The organism is Paracoccus chinensis, assembly GCF_900102885.1.
GTDB lineage: Bacteria > Pseudomonadota > Alphaproteobacteria > Rhodobacterales > Rhodobacteraceae > Paracoccus > Paracoccus chinensis.
This window is the reverse complement of record NZ_FNGE01000031.1, coordinates 1-17,826: the sequence shown is the minus strand read 5'-3', so window position 1 is coordinate 17,826 and position 17,826 is coordinate 1. Positions and strand designations below refer to the sequence as shown.

At 64.3% G+C, this 17,826-nt stretch carries 22 protein-coding genes and 1 pseudogene; 13 read left to right on the top strand and 10 right to left on the bottom strand.

The genetic code is table 11. The features are described from left to right. Nucleotides 1-102, top strand: a pseudogene (locus tag BLQ03_RS18120) (electron transfer flavoprotein subunit alpha/FixB family protein); the annotation flags it as partial. Between the two features lie 107 nt (nt 103-209). Here BLQ03_RS18120 and BLQ03_RS19255 read toward each other — a convergent pair. From BLQ03_RS19255 to BLQ03_RS16620, 4 genes are all read right to left on the bottom strand, one after another. Continuing rightward, the gene (locus BLQ03_RS19255) at nt 210-329 is read right to left on the bottom strand and encodes a helix-turn-helix domain-containing protein (protein ID WP_217629785.1); all 120 of its coding nucleotides are present in this window, start codon (nt 327-329) and stop codon (nt 210-212) included. 581 nt (nt 330-910) lie between these two features. Further along, nucleotides 911-2,290 (bottom strand): Dyp-type peroxidase, encoded by a 1,380-nt coding sequence (locus BLQ03_RS16630; RefSeq protein ID WP_090757425.1) that lies wholly within the window; start codon nt 2,288-2,290, stop codon nt 911-913. Next, nucleotides 2,290-3,036, bottom strand: coding sequence for a hypothetical protein (locus BLQ03_RS16625; RefSeq protein WP_080620786.1), 747 nt, complete (start codon nt 3,034-3,036; stop codon nt 2,290-2,292). The genes BLQ03_RS16630 and BLQ03_RS16625 overlap by 1 nt, the downstream gene beginning before the upstream one ends. Nucleotides 3,037-3,075: 39 nt before the next feature. Beyond that, the gene (locus BLQ03_RS16620; protein WP_175558929.1) at nt 3,076-4,167 is read right to left on the bottom strand and encodes a catalase family protein; all 1,092 of its coding nucleotides are present in this window, start codon (nt 4,165-4,167) and stop codon (nt 3,076-3,078) included. 376 nt (nt 4,168-4,543) lie between these two features. Between BLQ03_RS16620 and BLQ03_RS16615 the strand changes: the two genes are divergently transcribed. Genes BLQ03_RS16615 through BLQ03_RS16605 form a run of 3 tightly spaced genes read left to right on the top strand, consistent with a single transcriptional unit; the run spans nt 4,544 to nt 7,925 of the window. Next, complete coding sequence (locus BLQ03_RS16615; RefSeq protein WP_090757424.1) at nt 4,544-5,572, top strand: HlyD family secretion protein; 1,029 nt, start codon at nt 4,544-4,546, stop codon at nt 5,570-5,572. Continuing rightward, nucleotides 5,569-6,756 carry an ABC transporter permease gene (locus BLQ03_RS16610; RefSeq protein WP_090757423.1) on the top strand — a complete coding sequence of 396 codons (1,188 nt, stop codon included), beginning with the start codon at nt 5,569-5,571 and terminating at the stop codon, nt 6,754-6,756. Before BLQ03_RS16615 ends, BLQ03_RS16610 begins: the two co-directional genes overlap by 4 nt. After that, entirely contained in the window at nt 6,753-7,925 is a 1,173-nt protein-coding gene (locus tag BLQ03_RS16605; protein ID WP_090757422.1) for an ABC transporter permease, read from the top strand. Before BLQ03_RS16610 ends, BLQ03_RS16605 begins: the two co-directional genes overlap by 4 nt. An 87-nt stretch (nt 7,926-8,012) precedes the next feature. On the opposite strand, the gene BLQ03_RS19070 is transcribed toward BLQ03_RS16605, so the two are convergent. Together BLQ03_RS19070 and BLQ03_RS16595 are read right to left on the bottom strand one after the other, a co-directional pair. Beyond that, nucleotides 8,013-8,135: a hypothetical protein gene (locus BLQ03_RS19070; protein ID WP_281201020.1), complete on the bottom strand. Its 123-nt coding sequence runs from the start codon at nt 8,133-8,135 to the stop codon at nt 8,013-8,015. Between the two features lie 93 nt (nt 8,136-8,228). After that, nucleotides 8,229-9,107, bottom strand: a complete 879-nt coding sequence (locus tag BLQ03_RS16595) for a LysR substrate-binding domain-containing protein (RefSeq protein WP_090757421.1) — start codon at nt 9,105-9,107, stop codon at nt 8,229-8,231. Nucleotides 9,108-9,209: 102 nt separating this feature from the next. Between BLQ03_RS16595 and BLQ03_RS16590 the strand changes: the two genes are divergently transcribed. From BLQ03_RS16590 to BLQ03_RS16570, 5 genes are all read left to right on the top strand, one after another. Then, nucleotides 9,210-9,914, top strand: coding sequence for an SDR family oxidoreductase (locus tag BLQ03_RS16590; RefSeq protein WP_090757420.1), 705 nt, complete (start codon nt 9,210-9,212; stop codon nt 9,912-9,914). A gap of 69 nt (nt 9,915-9,983) precedes the next feature. Beyond that, complete coding sequence (locus BLQ03_RS16585; RefSeq protein WP_090757419.1) at nt 9,984-10,889, top strand: DMT family transporter; 906 nt, start codon at nt 9,984-9,986, stop codon at nt 10,887-10,889. A gap of 431 nt (nt 10,890-11,320) precedes the next feature. Beyond that, nucleotides 11,321-11,659: a type II toxin-antitoxin system RelE/ParE family toxin gene (locus BLQ03_RS16580; protein WP_090757418.1), complete on the top strand. Its 339-nt coding sequence runs from the start codon at nt 11,321-11,323 to the stop codon at nt 11,657-11,659. Continuing rightward, nucleotides 11,656-11,934 (top strand): helix-turn-helix domain-containing protein, encoded by a 279-nt coding sequence (locus BLQ03_RS16575; protein WP_175558928.1) that lies wholly within the window; start codon nt 11,656-11,658, stop codon nt 11,932-11,934. The genes BLQ03_RS16580 and BLQ03_RS16575 overlap by 4 nt, the downstream gene beginning before the upstream one ends. Nucleotides 11,935-12,027: 93 nt before the next feature. Further along, complete coding sequence (locus BLQ03_RS16570) at nt 12,028-12,492, top strand: hypothetical protein (RefSeq protein ID WP_090757416.1); 465 nt, start codon at nt 12,028-12,030, stop codon at nt 12,490-12,492. 296 nt (nt 12,493-12,788) lie between these two features. Here BLQ03_RS16570 and BLQ03_RS19250 read toward each other — a convergent pair whose 3' ends face one another. The 4 genes from BLQ03_RS19250 to BLQ03_RS16550 all read right to left on the bottom strand — a co-directional run bounded on the left by BLQ03_RS19250 (nt 12,789) and on the right by BLQ03_RS16550 (nt 14,937). Continuing rightward, nucleotides 12,789-12,950 carry an H-NS histone family protein gene (locus BLQ03_RS19250; RefSeq protein ID WP_425415751.1) on the bottom strand — a complete coding sequence of 54 codons (162 nt, stop codon included), beginning with the start codon at nt 12,948-12,950 and terminating at the stop codon, nt 12,789-12,791. Nucleotides 12,951-13,188: 238 nt separating this feature from the next. Continuing rightward, nucleotides 13,189-13,509 (bottom strand): CBS domain-containing protein, encoded by a 321-nt coding sequence (locus BLQ03_RS16560; RefSeq protein WP_175558927.1) that lies wholly within the window; start codon nt 13,507-13,509, stop codon nt 13,189-13,191. Between the two features lie 51 nt (nt 13,510-13,560). Then, the gene (locus BLQ03_RS16555; protein ID WP_090757414.1) at nt 13,561-13,833 is read right to left on the bottom strand and encodes a DUF6522 family protein; all 273 of its coding nucleotides are present in this window, start codon (nt 13,831-13,833) and stop codon (nt 13,561-13,563) included. Nucleotides 13,834-14,316: 483 nt separating this feature from the next. Beyond that, a complete protein-coding gene (locus BLQ03_RS16550) occupies nt 14,317-14,937 on the bottom strand; it encodes a Crp/Fnr family transcriptional regulator (RefSeq protein ID WP_175558926.1) in 621 nt (206 codons plus the stop codon). Between the two features lie 655 nt (nt 14,938-15,592). Between BLQ03_RS16550 and BLQ03_RS18110 the strand changes: the two genes are divergently transcribed. The 4 genes from BLQ03_RS18110 to BLQ03_RS16535 all read left to right on the top strand — a co-directional run bounded on the left by BLQ03_RS18110 (nt 15,593) and on the right by BLQ03_RS16535 (nt 17,205). Then, nucleotides 15,593-15,832 (top strand): hypothetical protein, encoded by a 240-nt coding sequence (locus BLQ03_RS18110; RefSeq protein WP_139166790.1) that lies wholly within the window; start codon nt 15,593-15,595, stop codon nt 15,830-15,832. Nucleotides 15,833-16,037: 205 nt separating this feature from the next. Then, a complete protein-coding gene (locus BLQ03_RS16545) occupies nt 16,038-16,313 on the top strand; it encodes a type II toxin-antitoxin system RelE/ParE family toxin (RefSeq protein ID WP_245688989.1) in 276 nt (91 codons plus the stop codon). A gap of 33 nt (nt 16,314-16,346) precedes the next feature. Further along, a complete protein-coding gene (locus BLQ03_RS16540) occupies nt 16,347-16,655 on the top strand; it encodes a HigA family addiction module antitoxin (protein ID WP_245688987.1) in 309 nt (102 codons plus the stop codon). Nucleotides 16,656-16,875: 220 nt separating this feature from the next. Beyond that, complete coding sequence (locus BLQ03_RS16535; RefSeq protein WP_175558925.1) at nt 16,876-17,205, top strand: BLUF domain-containing protein; 330 nt, start codon at nt 16,876-16,878, stop codon at nt 17,203-17,205. The last annotated feature ends 621 nt before the right edge of the window (nt 17,206-17,826 follow it).

Below are 17,826 nucleotides of genomic sequence, written 5' to 3'. Positions count from 1 at the left end.
GCCATCAACAAGGACGAGGAAGCCCCCATCTTCCAGGTCGCCGACTACGGCCTGGTGGGCGACATCTTCACCGTCCTGCCGGAACTCACCGAAAAAGTCTGAGGGCTGGAGTCTTGAGGGCTGCCTAAGTCGAACGGCTTCGGACAAACGATGATGATCATTGCCGTGAAGCAAATAACTGCTGTTCAGGCTTAGCCATTCGAGCCCGTTCACAGATCATCTACCTGCTCGACCCTAGGCAGGAAGCGGTAGACCGAAGAGCGTGCAATCCCCAACCGCCGAGCGATGGCGGTGGGGCTGAGCCGTTCCTCTTCATGCAGCCTTCGCACTCCACCGGATCGATCTTCGGCCTTCGGCCCTGTAGACGCTGCGGACCTTGGCGGCGGCGAGCTGTTCGGAGTCTGAAGGCCGACTGTCTACCGGACGCTTGGGCGCCAGACCGCAGCGCCTGCGGTCAAGCCGGCCTGAGCGGGCAGCAGCGACTGCCCGGCGGTAATGGACAACGAGAGGGATATTGCAGGACTGCAGATCGTCGGTCGGCGGGCGGGCGGGGATTGAAGCAAGAGGCCCTGAGCTGCCGACCGTGCCCCCGGAACCGCAGTCTGGCTTCGTTGATGCGGCCGTTCATGCTTGCCACAACGCGATCACCCTCGTCAGGGCTTTGGCAGCAAGAAATTGACCGCGATCACTCGGCTCTCGTGGATCATGCCCGATCTCGTGTCGCCGGGCAGAGCCGCTTCGATACAGCCGGCCGCACGGAACCCTCGCCTGCCGCCCTCAAGCTCGCCCCAGGTCGGGCTCGAGATGCAATCAATCGGTTTCTGGCCCATAATCCTCTGTGCTGCTGCACTATTTCGGATTGCACGGTACGTCCCTTCGGTTTTTGGGCGAAGACAGGCCGGAAAGCGGATCAGGAACCGACCCACTCTCCTTTCGCGATCCATTTCAGTGCCGAGATCGAGGGCATGAACATGTATTCTCCGCCGCGCAGGCGGTTGAAAGTGGTCACGCCGTTCACGCGGCGGCGAGCGGGTTCGTCGGGGATAGTGAAGGTGCCCGGCTCTTCGTGCAGGCCCACGATCGGGTCGAGTTCTCCCCCGAGGTCGATGAAGTTGCCGCGGTTGATCCACTCCTGCTGCAGGAACTCGATCGTGTCATAGGCGCGCGCGCTGATGAAGATGAAGAAGAGCCCGCGGGCGTCCTTGCCGTCATCCGCGGCTGTGACATCGGATGTCCATTTGGGGCCGAAGGTCGAAGGGCGGCGGATGATGCGCTTGATGTTCACATCTGTCAGGATCGTCATGCTGCTGTCGCGCGGGTTCAGTCGGCGGATATGCGAAGAATAAGGGCAGAGCAGCCCCTTCGGGTCGTCCCTGAAGGTGAAATCGTTGTTGCGTTCGGGGTCGGCACCCAAGTCTTCGTCGTCGTGGTCGGGCGACAGGATCAGGGGGGCGCCGCTGCGCCAGCGGCCGACCATCTTGGCCGCGAGCAGGTGCTGAGCCTCCTCGCTCTCGGCATGTTCGCGCAGGAAGTCGTTGAAGGCGCCGACGCGGCTGTTGTACTTGCGCAGGACGACATAGGTTCCGTTGCGCCCCAGTTCCGGCGGTTGCGGCACGCCGAGAGGCTGGCCCGTCTCGCTGTTCTCGCCCAGGATGAACTCGCCCGCGGCGATGGCCGGGCCGTCGCCCGGCAGCGGGTCCACGCCGCTGCCCGCGATGTTGGGCTGGGCGATAGCATCACGGAAGCCGAAGGGATTCTCGGCATCCTCGTCCGCGCCGAACTCATGGGTGGCGACCAGCGTGACGCCGCTGGAGCGCTCAAGTTCGGCCATGGCCTTGCCCACGGCCTTGTCGCGCGCCGCCTCGTCGGCGGCGAAGATGGTCAACGCGATGTGCAGCGTGCCGGGCTTGAACGGCTCTTCCCATGTCTCCGGTGCGTTCTCGCCGAAGTCGCGCAGCATCTCGGCCCGCGCGGCCATGCCCTGGCGGAAGGGCAGCGGAAAGCTCGACAGCGACTCCTCGGGCAGGCCGAGCGCCTTCAACCCCTCGTGGCTGATTGCCACGCCGACCCAGGATTCCATCTCGTTGGTCCAGTCCTCGGCCGAGGGGACGTGCTCGGCCAGGCGGCCCAGCAGGTCACGCCCGCCACTGGCATCGTCCACATGCAGCATCGCATGGATGCCTACATATGGCTCCGGGCGCGACCGCATGATCAGGCCCTGGATGTCGTCAAGCTGCAGCTTGACCCGGTCGCGGCGGAAGCGTTTGCGGAGGCTGGAGGGCAGGGCCATCAGTAATCCACCCCCTCCGGCTGGGACATCTTGTCGAGGAAGGCTTTCAGCGCCTTCGGGCCGCTGTTGTCGAGGTCGGTTCCGGCCACCTCGTCCATCATCTCGTTCACGGCCTTTTCCATGCGCTGCAGGCGGCGCACATCCACGACCGTCACCTGCGGGTTGGCGACGAACCAACCGGCGGCGTCGATCTGGTGCCTAGCGATGAAGTCCTTGACCGACGGGTCGGCAATGCCCGGCCAGCCCTCGACCGACTGGAAGAGCAGGTCCATCAGTTCGGGGATCTTGGTCGCGAAATCGTTGATATAGGCGTCCCAGTCGCCGTCATAGGTGGTGGCGAACAGGATCTTTGTGTCATTGTCGAAGAAGACGAAGCGCATGTCGTGCAGCGTCGAGACGCGCTGCGCGCCATCGAAGTTGCCGTTCGTCAGGTTGAAGATGCGGCGCAGCCGCTCGGCCCCGCCGGGCTTCAGCGTGGCGAAGGCGGTCAGTTCCGACACGTTGCCCGACTGTCGCCCGGCCCGCCCGGCGGTCTGCGACGTGCCCTTCAGTTCCGGATTGTGGCGGCGGACCATGGCTTCGAGCGCGATCTTGGCCAGTTGCGGCGCATCGCTCGCGACCTCCTCGATCTTGCGCCGGATTTCGGCCAACCTGCTTTCATCCTCCAGCCGCGGGTCGGGGCCGGTCTGGACCGGGCCGGCGCTCGCGCCTTCGGGCTTGTCTTTCGTCTCGTGCTTCTGGGCCATTGCACGGCTCCTTCTGGCTTGCTGGGCCGGGCGCGGTCGTCAGTCGGGGATCTCGTCAAGCGTTGCCGGCTCATGCCGCTCGACAGCGTTGAGTTCGTGGCGACGCAGCGTCGATGCCGCGTAGGCGGCCCGCCGGATGCGGTTGATCGAACCCAGCGGCTGGTGCGCCTCGACGCACTGCCACGGGTTGAAGTGCAGCACGTCGTCGCCATAGACGCGCCGCGCGGGCGAAAAGGCGTCCTGCGCCTCGAAGGTCAGGCTCGCCAGCGACTGCTGGGGCGAGGACTCCTCCTCCCACTGCACGGCCGCATTCTCGATGGGCATCCTGTCGAGGTCAGTCGCAAGCTGGACGCGCAGCGTGTATTCGGCGCCCTGGTCGCGGAAGAAGTCCACCACCAGGTCGCGCATGGTCGAGAAGTCCACGTCCTTGATGATCCTGCCCGTCAGCGCGCGGACATTCTTGGACGCGGGCGCGAGCGAAATCTTGCCGATGTAGTCGCCGAAACGCAGCGCGCCCTGGGTGTGATAGGTTTCGCCCAGCAGATTGGCGTTGTCGCGCGCCAGCCCCTGCAGGGTTGCGCCGGGTTCGCGGCCGAAGACTTCGACGACATCCTCGGCTCCCCGAGCGGCGGCCGCGACCATGCGCTGGAAGAAGTCTGGGGCGTTTGCATTCTTTTCCAACAAACCCAGCATCTTCTTGTATTTCTGCACCGTCCCGAAAGCGAGAACGGGAAAGTTGACCATCAGGAAGTCCTGGTTCCGGCCCGGCTCCTCTCCGGCAAGGCGCGCGCCCGGGACGTCCAGGATCTTGATCGCAAAGCCACGGGGGGCGGGAACCTCGTCGCTGTGGATGTCTCCGGGCGCCGATGACAGGCGGGCGATTACGTCATAGGTGGCGGGCTCGGCAAAGATGCCCTGACGCAGATGCGCGGGCAGGTCGTCATGGACCCTCAGCCTGCCCTTCAGGAAGCCGTGGCTTTTTGCATGGGCGTCGCGGATCGCGTGGCGGTGGCGGTCGAATGCCGCCAGATTGGCCGCGCCCATCTGCGACACGATCTCGTCGGTCAGCCGCGCCTCGTCGGGTTGCAGGACCTCCAGATCCGGGGACCACCTGGCATAATCAATGTCCATTGCGACTCCGTTTGCGATCCGCTCATGATCGGATTGCGAGATCAAGGGCGGGCCTGTCACCGCTTGGCCGCCTAACGCGACATCCATTTGGAAGTTCATGTCGACGCCGCGTCACGTCCTGCCTGCTTCAAGGCCGCAGGACCTGACTTTTCCTGTTCTTGCGCTTGCCGCGATTTGCGCCAGTCCGGCCATGACCTTCCCCGGCGCGAGGCAAGGGCTGGCCGATGCCGCGACGCGCCTTGAGCAGGGGGCAAGGCGCCTCTCCGGCCGCAGGGCGGCAGAGCCGGCACCTTTGCCCCGCTCCCCACGTTATGGTGGCGCGCAAGGGCGATCCCGGCCATCCATGCGGGCGCGGCAATAAACCACAAGGATCCTCATGACCTCGATCTCTTCCGACCTGCCCCCTTCGAAGCCAGCCCGACCCCGGTCCCGGGTGCTGCCCTATGTCGTCCTGCTGATCCTGGCGGCCTTGGTCGCGGGGCTGGTATGGTACGCCACCCGGCCCGTCGCCATGCTGGTGCAGGGCGAGGCCGAGGCGCCACGGGTCGATGTCAGCGCCCGCGTGCCCGGGCGCGTGGTCGAACTGGGCGCCGATGTGGGCGACAGGGTCGAACAGGGGGCGCTGCTGGTGCGGTTGGAAAACGCACAACTGACCACAAACTTGGGCGCCGCCCAGGCCGCACTGGTGGTGGCGCAGCGCAATGAGACCGCCATCGGCGCCACCCGGCCCGAAATCATCCGCGCCCGCGAGGCCGAATTGGCCGCGGCCGAGGCCGACCTGCAGCTGGCGCAGGAAGCCGCGACCCGCGATCAGGCGCTGGAACAGCGCGGCGTCCGCTCGCAGGCAGTAATCGAGCAGAGCGCCCGCAACCTTGCCGCGGCCGAACGCAAGGTCGAGGCCGCGCAGGCTCAGCTGGACTTGGCCCGCGCCGGCGCCAGCCCCGAGGAGCGCGCCGTGGCCGCAGCCCAGGTCGATCAGGCGCGCGCCGCGATTGGGCAGGCCGAGGCCAATATCGACGAACTGAACGTCACCGCCCCGCAGGGCGGCCAAGTGACCGGCCGCATGGTTGAATTGGGCGAGAACGTGGGCGCGGGCGCGCCGCTGTTCACCATCGTCGATCTGGACGGGACCTGGTTCACCTTCAACATCCGCGAGAACCTGCTGGGCGGTCTGAAGGTGGGCGACCGGCTGCGGGTGCAGGTGCCGGCGCTGGATGCGCAGGTCGATGCGACGGTGACGCTGATCAATGCGCAGGGCGATTTCGCCAGCTGGCGGGCGACCCGCGCGACGGGTGATTTCGACCTGCGCAGCTTCGAGGTCCGCGCCGCCCCCGCCACGCCGGTTCCGGGGCTCCGCCCCGGCATGTCCGCCCTGATCCGGCCGGCGGAGGCAGAGGGGGAATGAGCGGTCTCGTCACGGCGATCCGGCGCGAGTTCCGGCTGATCCGCCGCCGCCCGGCGCTGATCGGCTTGACGGTGCTGCTGCCCCTGGCTCTGTGCGTCCTGTTGGCCTTTGTCTTCCGCTCTGGGGTTGCCACCAACCTGCCAGTCGCCGTGGTCGATCTGGACCGCTCCAGCCTCTCGCGGCAGGTAGTGCGAATGCTGGACGCCACCCCTGACATCGAGGTGTCCGCCCGGGCGGACAGCCTGCCCGAGGCGCGCTCGCTGATCCTGTCGGGCCGGGCGCGCGGCGCGCTGCTGCTGCCCGCGGGCTTCGAGCGCGACGCGCTGCGCGGCGCCCGGCCCGAGGCGGTGATCTTCTACGACAACCAGCACATGAGCGCCGGGTCGGTCGTCGCCCGCGGCGCCCGCAATGCCGTCACCGCCGCTTCAGGGGGCCTCAGTGTCAGCCTGCGAGAAGCTCAGGGGGCCGGTTCGTTGCAGGCCACGGCGGCGGCCCAGCCCATGCTGCTGCAGACGCATGCCCTGTTCAACCCCGCCCTCGACTATGTCGACTTCCTGCTGGCGGCGCTGATGCCGGCGGTGATCCAGCTGATGGCCGCCGCCGCGACCACCTATGCGGTATCGCTGGATTTCGGCCCGGGCCGCCACGCCCGCGTCCTGCCACGGCTGGCAGGCGGGTTATTGCCCGCAATGCTGGGCAAGCTGCTGCCATATACCTTCCTGTTCATGCTGATCCTCGGCATCTCTGACGTCGGGCTTTACGGGTGGCTCGGAGTGCCGCTTCGCGGCTCGCTGCTCCTGATGGGGGTGGGGGCGGCGCTGTTCATCATCGCCTGCCAGCTGATCGGGGCGCTTTGCTTCCTTCTGACGCGCGATTTCGCCCGCGCGATCAGCTTCGTGGGCGTGATCCTGGCGCCAGCGCTGGGTTACATGGGCATCGGCTTCCCGCGCGAGGCGATGCCGCCCCTGGCGCAGGCGTGGTCCGCGCTGATCCCCGGCACTTGGTATATCCAGTTGCGCATCGACCAGTCGCTGCGCGCGACCCCCATGGATCTGTCCGTCTGGCCTGTCCTTTACCTTCTGGCGATTGCCGTCGCACTGGGATTGATCGTGCTGCTGCGCCTTGACCGGATGCGATCAGCGCTTGCTCCCGCCACGGCGCGCACGGCGAGGAGGACGGCATGAAGGCGATCCTGCGCGCGCTGCGGGCCGAGCTTGCGGCGATTTTCGGCGATCCGCAGATCCTGTCGGTGATGGTGGTGTCGCTGGCGATCTATGCGCTGATCTATCCCTATCCCTACCGACCAGAACTGCTGCGCGAGGTGCCTGTGGCGGTGGTCGATCTGGATAACTCGGCCGGTTCGCGCCAGCTTGCGCGCGACATCGATGCCAGCGAAGCGGTGGCCGTCGTCGCCCGCCCGCCGACCATGGCAGAGGCCGAGCGGCTGGTCCACGAACGCCGCGCCTATGGCATCCTGCTGGTGCCGCAAGGCTTCGAGCGCGAGTTGCTGCGCGGCCGGCAAAGCCCCATCGCCATCTATGCCGACGCGAGCTACTTCCTGATGTATCAGAAAACGCTGACCGGCATCGCCGGACCTGCCCGCACCACCGGCGTGCAGGTGCAGGTCGCGCGCCAACTGGCCACCGGCACCAGCCGCACCGAGGCCCTGTCGGGCGCCAGCCCCATCGCACTGGTTGAAGTGCCGCTGTTCAACCCGGCCGGCGGCTATGCCACCTACATCCTGCCCGCGGCCTTCGTGCTGATCCTGCAGCAGACAATGATGATGGGCCTTGGCCTTGTCGCCACGCGCCGTGCGCCCTCGGCCGATCCGCTGCCGTGGCGGATGCTGGGCCGGGCTGGGGCGTGGCTGGGCCTCTATGCGCTGCTGCTGCCGATGTATCTGGTCGTGCTGCCTTGGGCCTATGGCCTGCCCTGGTTGGGCCATCTGCCGGCGCTGGCGATGCTGGGGGTGCCTTTCGTGCTCGCGGTCGGGTTCCTCGCGCAGGCCGTGGCCGCCGTGCTGCGCCGTGCCGAGATCGTGCAGATGGTGCTTCTGTCCTTGGGGATGCCGCTGTTCTTCCTGTCAGGCTTCTCCTGGCCCATCGAGTCGCTGCCGCCCCTGTTGCGAGCCGCCGCCCAGGCCATTCCCAGCACCGCGATGATCGAGGGCTATGTCCGCAGCGCCCAGATGGGGGCCGGACTGGCCGAACTGGCGCCCCTCATCCGCCAACTCTGGCTTCTCGCGTTTGCCTATGCCGGAATCACCCTTCTGTTGCGCTTGGGCGCAAGCGGCTCGCGGCTTTCCGCAGCCCGGCTGGAAGTTCGGTCGCGGGAGGCGGGCGACGCCTTGTGAGGGCGTGCACGGAGGCAGGCGTCAAGGGTTGGGGCACGGCCGATCCGGGCGCGGCCATGATCTCGGGACCAGCCGACGCCCAGGTCATCAGGCCTGAATGAACGCGCAGTCGCACCGCTTCTTCAGCATCGCGTAGCGGCGCGCGACCTGAGCAACGGACACGCCCGGAGCCGTCGTCTGAAAACAGATCGACCGCTTCTCCTCGTTCATCCAGAGCCGCTTCGTCCGACGCGCCACCACCGCCCCATAGTGTCCACCATCCATAGTGGACACTATCGATCACTCCTTGAGCGCGGCAGGGCGTCAGACCGGACGCTTACGTTGCGTGACGCAACAGTCCCACACGGAATCCACCGCCTCCACGGGAAACACGGACCGCTTCCGCACAAGGAAGTAGTCCGGCCCTGTTGTCAGGGCGCTTTCTGCCACCTGCACCAGTCTGCCCGCATCAAGATCGGCTTGCACGAAAGCGCGGGCAGCGATTGCCACGCCCTGGCCCGCCAGAGCTGCATCCAAGGCCAGCGTCGTCTGGTTGAAGACTGCCCCCGGCAGCTTGCCGGATGTGCGCAGAAAGGCCGGCCAATGGCCGTGAGCATCATGGAGCAGTGGCAAGGCCAGGAGTTGCTCGGGTGCAAGCGGCAGCGTCATTCGACCGACCAGATGAGGACTCGCGACCGCCACCAGATCTTGCCGGAAGAGAAGACGCGCCTCCTGTTTCGCCGGAAAGGGGGGATGGGTCAGGCGCACGGCGATGTCCACCTGATCGCGGTCGAAGTCGGACAGGGCCTCGGTCGCCACGATGCGCAATTCCACACCGGGCAGGGCGGCATTGAAGTCGGCCAGGCGTGGGATCAGGACCTTGGCGGCAAAGGTGGGCGTGACGCTGATCGTGACAGCATCCGTGCGGGCAAGAAGGCGCGCCGTCGCCTCGCCCAAGATATCGAGCGCGCGGGTCACGTCGGCCAGATAGGAGGCACCCGGCGGAGTCAGCGCCAGACCGCGCGGCAGTCGCTGGAACAGGGCAAGGCCCAGATGGGCTTCCAGCGCGCGCACCTGCTGGGCCACTGCGCCCTGCGTCACGCCCAGCTCGTCCGCAGCGACACGGAAGTTCAGCCTGCGCCCCGCGACCTCGAAGGCGCGAAGAGCGTTCAGCGGAGGCAGGTCGCGACGGGAAAGGGACATGAACAGCCTGCAGTTTTTCTACACTTTGACAGGCTTCCTTCTGGCGCGAAAGGCGCGGACTGATCTGTCATACTGCCGGCAACTCACGATCTGGAGGCAGGCATGTCCGAAGAAAAAGTTGTAGTCATCACCGCCGGTGGGTCCGGCATGGGGGCTGCCGCTGCCCGCAGGCTGGCGCAGGACGGCTACAAGGTTGCGATCCTGTCCTCATCGGGCAAGGGCGAGGCGCTGGCCGCGGAACTCGGCGGTGTGGGTGTCACCGGCTCGAACCTCGTGGCGGATGACGTGCAGCGGCTGGTCGACCTGGCGATGGAACGCTGGGCGCGGATCGACGCGCTGGTGAACTCGGCCGGACACGGACCTCGGGCGCCGATCCTCGAGATCACGGACCAGGACTGGCACAAGGGGATGGAAGTCTATTTCCTCTCTGCCGTGCGCCCGATCCGGCTGGTGGTCCCGATCATGCAGGCACAGGGCGGTGGCGCCATCGTCAACATCTCGACAGCCTGGGTCACGCAACCCTCGTCGATGTTTCCGACCTCGGCGGCCTTCCGGGCCAGCCTTGGCACTTTCACCAAGATCGTCGCGGACGAATATGCGGGCCAGGGCATCCGCATCAACAATGTCCTGCCGGGCTGGATCGACAGCCTGCCCGCGACCGACGAACGCCGCGACAGCGCGCCGATGGGCCGCTATGGTCGCGCCGAGGAAATCGCTGCCACCATCGCCTTCCTTCTCTCAGAGGGTGCGGGCTACATCACGGGCCAGAGCATCCGTGTCGATGGCGGGCTGATCCGCAGCGTCTGAGTCCTCTCAATCCTGCCGCAGGCACCTTTCCGACTGAAAGAGTGCCTGCGCTTTCCTGAAAGACACGTCATGCCTCGCGCTTATGCCGCGCTTGCCGCGCTCGGCCTTATCTGGGGGTCGAACTTCATCTTCATGAAATGGGTTACCGCCCTGATCTCACCCACGCAGACGGTGTTCCTGCGGGTGCTGTTCGGTTTTCTGCCGCTGGCCGTCACGGCATGGCGAGCGGGCGTCATCACTCGTAGCCAGCTGCGCCACCTGCCGCATTTCGCGATCATGTCGGTGCTGGCGACGACCTTCTACTACTATGGCTTTGTCGCTGGCACCGCCCTGCTGCCGACGAGCGTGGCAGGGCTGCTGAGTGGTTCGATCCCCATCTTCACCTTCATCTGCGCCTGGCTGTTCCTGCGCGAGGATCGGCCAACCGCCCGGATGGCTGCCGGGATCGCGCTCGGCTTTGGGGGCATCGCGCTGAGTGCGCGTCCCTTGGAAGGAGCGGGCGGCGTGCCGCTGGCCGGGGTGCTGTGGATGGTCGCCGGCACCCTGAGCGTCGGTGTTTCATTCGTCTACGCCCGCCTATTCCTGTCGCCGCTGAAGCTGCCACCGCTGGCGCTGGCGACATGGCAGACGGGCCTTGCCACCCTGACGCTGCTGGTCCTGACGGACTTCACGGGGATCGGCGCCATCGCCACGGATCACCGGGCGCTTCTGGGGGGAGTTGTCGGCCTGGGAATGCTGGGCACGGGCGGGGCGTTCCTGATCTACTATTTCATCATCGAGAACCTCGGCCCCGTGCAGGCTTCCGGCGCAACCTACATCGCCCCGGTTGTCGCCGTAATCATTGGCGCAGCCGTGGGCGAGAGGATCACTGCCCTAGAGATTTTGGCCTTGGCCCTGATCCTTGGCGGCGTGGTGCTCATCCAAACCAGTAAGAGGGTGGTGATGCCTCGGTTGAAGCAGGCGACGGGCAGCTAAGGACTCCTCGCTTCGATCCTGTACCTCGCCTGATCAGAGGCAAACACCTGGTGAGATAAGACGGGATCAGAGCCAGAATGGGCCAGCAAAGGCGACCTCGCAAAAGTGCGGCTCTTTCAGTTCATCTGTTGCCTTGCCTCATTCCCGCAGGATTTGGGACACGGGTCCTCCCCGAAGCTCCGGACAGCCACTCCGCAACAGGGAAAAAGGCCGGTTGCATCCTGACCTACTGCGCGCGTCGACCTACTGCCCCATTGCGACGCCTGAAGGCCTTCTGCTCACCCGGCTGCGCCGTTTCGAGCCTTGCAAGCATAGGGCAGGAAGGTCGCGGGCTCTGCTTCGTGTCCACATGATCGGGACCCCAGCTACTGCCTGATATCTTGTCTCGTGGTGCCCCTTGAACGAAGTAACCCGATGGGTCACATATAGGTATGCAGGCAGTAGCAGAGACCCCGATCTTCACCCGGCAAACGGAGAAGCTGTTCAGCGAGGACGAGAAGCGCGAACTGATCGACTTTCTGGCCGAGAACCCTCTGGCCGGCGATGAAATTCCCGGCACCGGCGGGGTCCGCAAGGTCAGGTTCGCCGCCTCGGGTCGAGGCAAGCGGGGCGGGGCGCGGGTGATCTACTACTACCTGGATGACAGCATGCCGCTCTACGCGCTGCTGGCCTATGCCAAGAACGCGAGGGACGACATGAGCCCCGAGGAAAAGCGCATGGTGGCGTCCCTCGCCGCCGCGCTGAAAGCCGCATGGAAGGAGAGGAAATGAGCAGCTTCGGTGAAGATCTGATCCAGGCGATGGGGGAAGCCCTTGCCCATGCTGAGGGCAGGGGTCCTGCGATCCTTCATGCCCCCGTCGATCCGCGTGAGATCAGGACGCGGGCGAAGCTGACGCAGGCACAGATGGCGCCGCTGATGGGCATGAGCCTGTCGGGCTACCGGAAGTGGGAACAGGGTCAGCGGCGCGTCTCGGGCCCCGCTGCGGCCCTGCTGCGGGTCATTGAGAAGGAACCAGGCGCGGTGCAGCGGGCCCTGGCAGGCTGACAAGATCGGACCATGGCAGGCACCCGAGAAGCGGGAACGCCATGCCGTGGCTGGCCGTTACCGCCGAGCCCGACCTTTAGTGACGAAGATCCAATGCTCCGTGCCCTTGCCGCCTGTCTCGTCTTCGTTGCTCTCCCGGCTGGGGCGGGCTCGGAGGAATTCATCGACGACCGCTCCTCGCCGGAGCGGGTTGTGGTCTCTCTCTACAACGCCATCAGCCGCCAGGAATATCTGCGCGCATGGAGCTACTTCGGCAACGGCGCCGCTCCGCCCTTCGAAGCGTTCCGAGATGGCTATCGGGACACCGCGGCCGTCGAGCTTCGCGTCGGTGCGATCGCATCTGAGGGTGCTGCGGGCTCCATCCATTCGCAGATGCCCGTGGCGCTGCGTGCGACGGCAACCGACGGGACCGTTGGCGTCTACGTGGGCTGCTATCGCCTGGTACAGGTACAGCCCGCCCTCCAAGAGGTACCGCCTTTCCGGCCCATCGTCATTGACGGGGGCGCACTCCGGTCTACAGCTGAGCCTTTCGAGACAGCCATGGGAACCTGCGGCTGATTTGGGATCTCCAACCGTCCCCGAGACCGCCCGGGATCGCCTTTAAAATGGTCATAGCTTCATGACCCTCGGGGCCGTTTTTCTCGCCCTCGAACTGCTGACTATCGCCCTCTATGCTTGTGCTGCTCTTCGGCGGGATGACGGCGGCAATCATGGCTTTGGCCAACCGGATGAGCTGAACGCAACCTTGCCGGATTAGACTTACATAACGTTGACTATTGAAGTCGCATCTGGGGTAGCGCGTCCACCAGGCGAAGGAGAAAAAGGGACACAGCTGGCGCTGCGCCCCTCCTGTCTCACGCGGTGAGGTCATCGAGCGTGCGGCCGGCTTCTAGCGCCTCGTTGATCCACTGTGGGCGACGGCCGCGCCCGCTCCAGGTCTGCTCCGGGTTCCACGACAGGGAAGATGGCCGGTTTCGCCAGCCGCGCCACTTGTGGCACCAAGACCAGCCATGCACTAAGATTGAAAACAGATCACCCCATCGGGGCAGACCGGACTCCTATGTCTCTCTGATCCACGACGACGCCAGGCTGCAAAGGGCTGAACCAAAAGTGGTCAACTTTCCACCACTTCTTAACGATATCCCACGCTCATTACTTAGTCGCGCAGGATCTGCTCTTCGCAGTCCACCTCCTCAAGGCAGAACTGGACTGCATCTCTGGCATTGAGAACACCGACAAGCCTGGATTCTCGATCTATGACGGAATATTCTTCAATCCATGTTGTTTGATGGTGGACCAGATCTCATTCAGCCAATCATCCGGATAGCAGGTAATGACCTCCCTGGTCATTACCTGAATAGCTGCCATGGTGCAGCTATGACCCAGACAACCACTGATACGGTCGATGATGTCTGTCTTGGTGATTATGCCGGCCAGTTTATCTGCTTCGTCGCATACAACGACCAGATTGAGCTTCGGACCTTTCAGCATCCGGGCTGCATCGATCAGCAAGGCATCTGTCCTGATCGTGACAAGCCGCTCCCGCGCTCCCGGCAGAAGATTGTCTATCCTCAACACGCCATCCTGCTCCTTTTCTCCAGTCCCAGCAGCCTCGACCTTTGGTATTCAGATAACGCCGGGGCGCGGCAGATGTGCCGGGAAGGTGGCTCGCGATAGAATGGTTCCCTCCCCATCCACGATCAGCCTCAGCGCCCTGCCTCCGTAATAGAAGGTCAATCTCCAACGACCCGCGTCCTCATCAATGCCGGTTTCACACTGACTGGTGATCTCCCCTGTCCTCAGGCGCTCGCTTATACTTGCGGGCTCAAGCTGAAACGCTGCGCCGAGAACATGGGCATCAACGGTGAATCCGCCAGCGCTGATTGTCACCTCGTTCATGGGAACTCCTATCAGTAAAGATGCCTCCATATAACCGGACTGCCGTGGATAACGGGTAGGGCTGATCGTCGCGGCCGGCCAGCAGCCGGATCCCGGATCTCTCCTCGTCCACTTTTTCCGCGTGATGACTTCCGCGGTGCCCGATCAGTTTTTACGCCTGTCGCTGCTTGAGGGCACGTGCAAAAGGCGAGGAAATCATTCCAGCAGCACGGACGCATTGCGGCCGCAGCCCAGCACGATCCTGAACCTGTCCGTCGCGAACTCCATCGCAACAGATCAGGGATCCGTCTCAAGGCCCAGGATGCGCCTCCCTGCTCCCGAAAATCGGGCCTCTGATAGCCTTGAGTCAGGATTTCCAGAGGCTTGCCTCCGGGTGCCCCCAAACAGAGACCGCGACGGCAATAACCATAAAGTGCGACCAGCGGCCACGCGCCTGCAATCCCGCGCCCCGAACCAGGGCGCCGTCCGGCACGCCAAGCTGCCTCACGCCACCTCCTCAGCCAACAGGTCACGCAGACGGTCCATATCCTCGATACGGACAACCGTGGCATCTGCCTGCACACCGTGTTCGCGCAGACGGGCGAAGGCCCGCGACAGGGTCTCGGGCTTCATCCCCAATTGCCCCGCGATCAGCCCCTTGCTGTAGGGCAGGGCTATCGAGCATTCGCCCTCGCATTCCGCCGCGAGGCTCAGCAGGAACTCCGTCACCCGCTCCACACTCGTCCGCGCCTTCAGCTCCTCGATATGCGTGACGAGTTGCTCAAGGTGCACGAAGGCCGGCGCAAGCATCGAGGCGGCGAGCACCGGCTCGGAGTGCAGCAGACGGCGCACATGGCCTGCGTCCAGCCGCAACAGCCGCGAAGGGCTGATCGCCCCGGCTGACATGAGGTAGGGCTGGCCGCACAAGGCTGCCGCCTCGCCGAAGCTCTGGCCGTCGCTCAGGGTGGTGACAACCGCCTCGACCCTACTGGGAGCCATGCGGTAGAGCTTGATCCAGCCCTCCAGCACGATGAACAACGCCTCCGGCAACGCGCCCTGCTGGAAGATGATCTGACCGGCTCGGGCGCTTTGCAGCCGTGCGCCCTCCAGCAGCTTTGCTTCCAAGGCATCAGGAAGACCGGCGAGCAGTGGCGAGCGGCAGGCGATCTCGCGTTCGGCAGGTGTCAGGGTGACGTGGGCTGAACGCGGGCTGACGCGACATCGGCACGTCTTCAGGTCGCCAGTACTGCATAGCTTCGAAACTGCGGAACTTCCCGTCTTCTCTGTTCCGAAACCCGTGCAGTTATGTGAGAGCGGGTGGCCCTCCTGGTCCGACCGGATCGGTCCTGCAGCTGTCCGGCCGCATGTCAGCATGTATGACCGGGATCGCGGCGGTCTCCATCGGGAAGCGGGAAAAGGTTGAAGGTCAATCTGATCCTGGCTCCCGTCTGCTCGTCCACCTCTGAGCACAACCGGGGGAGCAGAACGATTGTTCCACTGGTGGCTCCGCCCCGATTGTCGGCGGCACGATGATTCAGGCCGCCTGCTGCCATGCTCGCCGGAATTGCCTGACACCGGGCGCTGACGCCAAGGCCGAGTCGGACGACCGACGCGCCCGGCTCACGTTGGCCACATCAACGGTTCAGGACGTCTGCCCATCAGACAGACGCGACGCCATAACAATTTCAGATCGTTACACGGGAAAGTTTATGATCGGCCACTGAACTTCGATCCCCTGAAAACGTTTGCAGCGCTCACTGACACTGGAACCAGGGACCCCATGCTCACTTCTTCGTTTCGGCCAAACCAGATTCTCTGTGCCTCGCGCGCGCCTGCTGCCGAGCCTCATCTCACGACTGAGGAATGGGGACTGATCCTGAAGGCGCTGAGCGCCTACAGGCACAATGCGGTCTATAGAAAGCTCTATGACAAGCTGGTGCCCCGGAGAGCCAATCCTGAAGTCGTCAGCCTTAGCCTGCTGTCACCGGCAGCAGGCCATGCAGCCGAGGCGCCGGACTGATTGCCGATCCTTCATAATTGGCCGCATGAACCGATGCGGACCTCGGCTCCGGGGGCAGCACCTGCCGCCTGCAAAGAGCCCGGCCCGAAGGGGACGCCCAGTCTGTTGTTCGAGCATTGGCGGCTTTTGCGCAGGTTGATGCCTGTGTAGCGTAGCTTGACGCCATACACATGCCTCCTTATGTCGAGGCATGAAGATAAGAAACGTGATCCACAAGGGCCTGCGCCGGTTCATTGAGGAGGATGACACGGCCGGGCTCCAGCCTGTTGTGGTGAAGAAGCTGCGTCACATCGTCTCTTTCCTCCAGGACATGGAACAGGAGGACGAGCTCCGCACGGTGCCGAGTTGGAAAGCGCACCAGCTCACGGGAGACCGGAAGGGCACCTGGAGCCTGTTCGTCACCAGGAACTGGCGCCTCACGTTTCGGATCGACCAGGCCGAGATCGAGATCATCGATCTTGATTACGAGGACTACCACTAGGAGACGGCCATGAGTGCAATGCAGGGTATTCGGATGAAAAATCCCGCCCATCCGGGCGGGTTCGTGAAGAGCGAGATCATCGAGCCCCTGGGGCTCTCGGTGACAGGTGCGGCGCAGGTGTTGGGCGTGACGCGAGCGACCCTGTCAGCCCTGCTCAACGAGCGGGCACATCTGTCGCCCGAGATGGCGCTGCGGGTCGAGAAGGCGTTTGGTGTGTCGATGGACACGCTCATGCGAATGCAGAACAGCTATGACATTGCCCAGACCCGCAAGCGGGAAGGGGAGATCAACGTGGCCCCCTACCAGGGCAAACCGCTTGCCCGACATTCGGCGGCTGTCTGATCCCAGACCCCTCAGGCATTAGGATCGGGGCGAGGGCCGGTGACGCCGACTGCAGCCTGGCGCGCGGTCCGGCCTAGCGACGGGATGCGGCAAGAACCTGCTGATCCACTGTCTGTCAGGGAGCCAGAGGGGTGCCGCAGGGAGTTCTTTCTGACCAGTTGTGATGAGGCGCTGTGACGGTCAGAAGCTCACAGCCCCTGATTTAAAGGAGGAAAATTGCATGCAACTCACCAGGCTCGTCTATGCCTCACACCACGGCGGCACGTCCGAGGAAGCTCTCCGCGACATCTTCGACAGGTCATGCTCCAACAACGAAAAAGACGGCATCACGGGGCTGCTCATCGCCGGCGAGGAGGACTTCCTGCAGCTTCTGGAGGGCGGCAGAACCGAAGTTGCCGAGTGCATGATGCGGATCATGAAGGATGATCGACACCAGAGGATCCGCATCCTGCTTGCAGGCGAAACCGGGTCTCGACTGTTCTCCGAATGGAGCATGCGCTGCATGACAACGGCGCAGATCCGCAGGAAATCCAGGATCGCTACTGGGTGAACGGTACGTTCGATCCTGTGCAGCTTCCCCAGGCCGAGATTGAAGAGCTGTGCCTCGCGCTCTCAGAGAGCGATAAGGCCCTCGATCTGGTGGAGTAGGCCACCCACGCGCAGCGGTTATGACCAGGATCGGGGCAAAGGCTGGTGAAGTCGGCTGCAGCCTGGAGCGTATTTCGCGTAGATACGTCCGGTTCGCCGCTGTCGGGCCTTCGCCTCTTTGAACTAGCCCCGATCCCGCGTCTGGGAACGCCTTCCATAGAGTCCAGACTCGGTTAGGGCTTGGGTAGAAGTCGCACCATGGCCAAAAAAGGCGCACAACCGAAAGGCGACGTCAAGCCTCAGCTCCACAGAATCTGCTTGAGCAGCGCCCATTGAATTCTTAAACCCGGGGAAAATATATGATCTGCGATGCCTTTGCGTAGCTGTCGCTGTTCACAATAAGAAAAAGGAGGCCGAACGGATGGACGCGGAAGATCAGAAGACGGGCTTGACCGACAAGCTGGAAAGTCTCGACATTGAAGAACTGAAGGATCTGCGGAAGACCTTGGATCGCGCCATTGCGAGCTATGAGACGCGCAAGCGGCAGGAGGCCCTCTCGGCGGTCGAGCAGGCGGCTCAGGAG

Coding starts and splice junctions, on each gene's coding strand:
- BLQ03_RS16630 (WP_090757425.1), bottom strand. CDS start 2,290: ATGGCCCTGCCCTCCAGCCTCCGCAAACGCTTCCGCCGCGACCGGGTC.
- BLQ03_RS16625 (WP_080620786.1), bottom strand. CDS start 3,036: ATGGCCCAGAAGCACGAGACGAAAGACAAGCCCGAAGGCGCGAGCGCC.
- BLQ03_RS16620 (WP_175558929.1), bottom strand. CDS start 4,167: ATGGACATTGATTATGCCAGGTGGTCCCCGGATCTGGAGGTCCTGCAA.
- BLQ03_RS16615 (WP_090757424.1), top strand. CDS start 4,544: ATGACCTCGATCTCTTCCGACCTGCCCCCTTCGAAGCCAGCCCGACCC.
- BLQ03_RS16610 (WP_090757423.1), top strand. CDS start 5,569: ATGAGCGGTCTCGTCACGGCGATCCGGCGCGAGTTCCGGCTGATCCGC.
- BLQ03_RS16605 (WP_090757422.1), top strand. CDS start 6,753: ATGAAGGCGATCCTGCGCGCGCTGCGGGCCGAGCTTGCGGCGATTTTC.
- BLQ03_RS19070 (WP_281201020.1), bottom strand. CDS start 8,135: ATGAACGAGGAGAAGCGGTCGATCTGTTTTCAGACGACGGCTCCGGGC.
- BLQ03_RS16595 (WP_090757421.1), bottom strand. CDS start 9,107: ATGTCCCTTTCCCGTCGCGACCTGCCTCCGCTGAACGCTCTTCGCGCC.
- BLQ03_RS16590 (WP_090757420.1), top strand. CDS start 9,210: ATGTCCGAAGAAAAAGTTGTAGTCATCACCGCCGGTGGGTCCGGCATG.
- BLQ03_RS16585 (WP_090757419.1), top strand. CDS start 9,984: ATGCCTCGCGCTTATGCCGCGCTTGCCGCGCTCGGCCTTATCTGGGGG.
- BLQ03_RS16580 (WP_090757418.1), top strand. CDS start 11,321: ATGCAGGCAGTAGCAGAGACCCCGATCTTCACCCGGCAAACGGAGAAG.
- BLQ03_RS16575 (WP_175558928.1), top strand. CDS start 11,656: ATGAGCAGCTTCGGTGAAGATCTGATCCAGGCGATGGGGGAAGCCCTT.
- BLQ03_RS16570 (WP_090757416.1), top strand. CDS start 12,028: ATGCTCCGTGCCCTTGCCGCCTGTCTCGTCTTCGTTGCTCTCCCGGCT.
- BLQ03_RS16555 (WP_090757414.1), bottom strand. CDS start 13,833: ATGAACGAGGTGACAATCAGCGCTGGCGGATTCACCGTTGATGCCCAT.
- BLQ03_RS18110 (WP_139166790.1), top strand. CDS start 15,593: ATGCTCACTTCTTCGTTTCGGCCAAACCAGATTCTCTGTGCCTCGCGC.
- BLQ03_RS16540 (WP_245688987.1), top strand. CDS start 16,347: ATGAAAAATCCCGCCCATCCGGGCGGGTTCGTGAAGAGCGAGATCATC.
- BLQ03_RS16535 (WP_175558925.1), top strand. CDS start 16,876: ATGCAACTCACCAGGCTCGTCTATGCCTCACACCACGGCGGCACGTCC.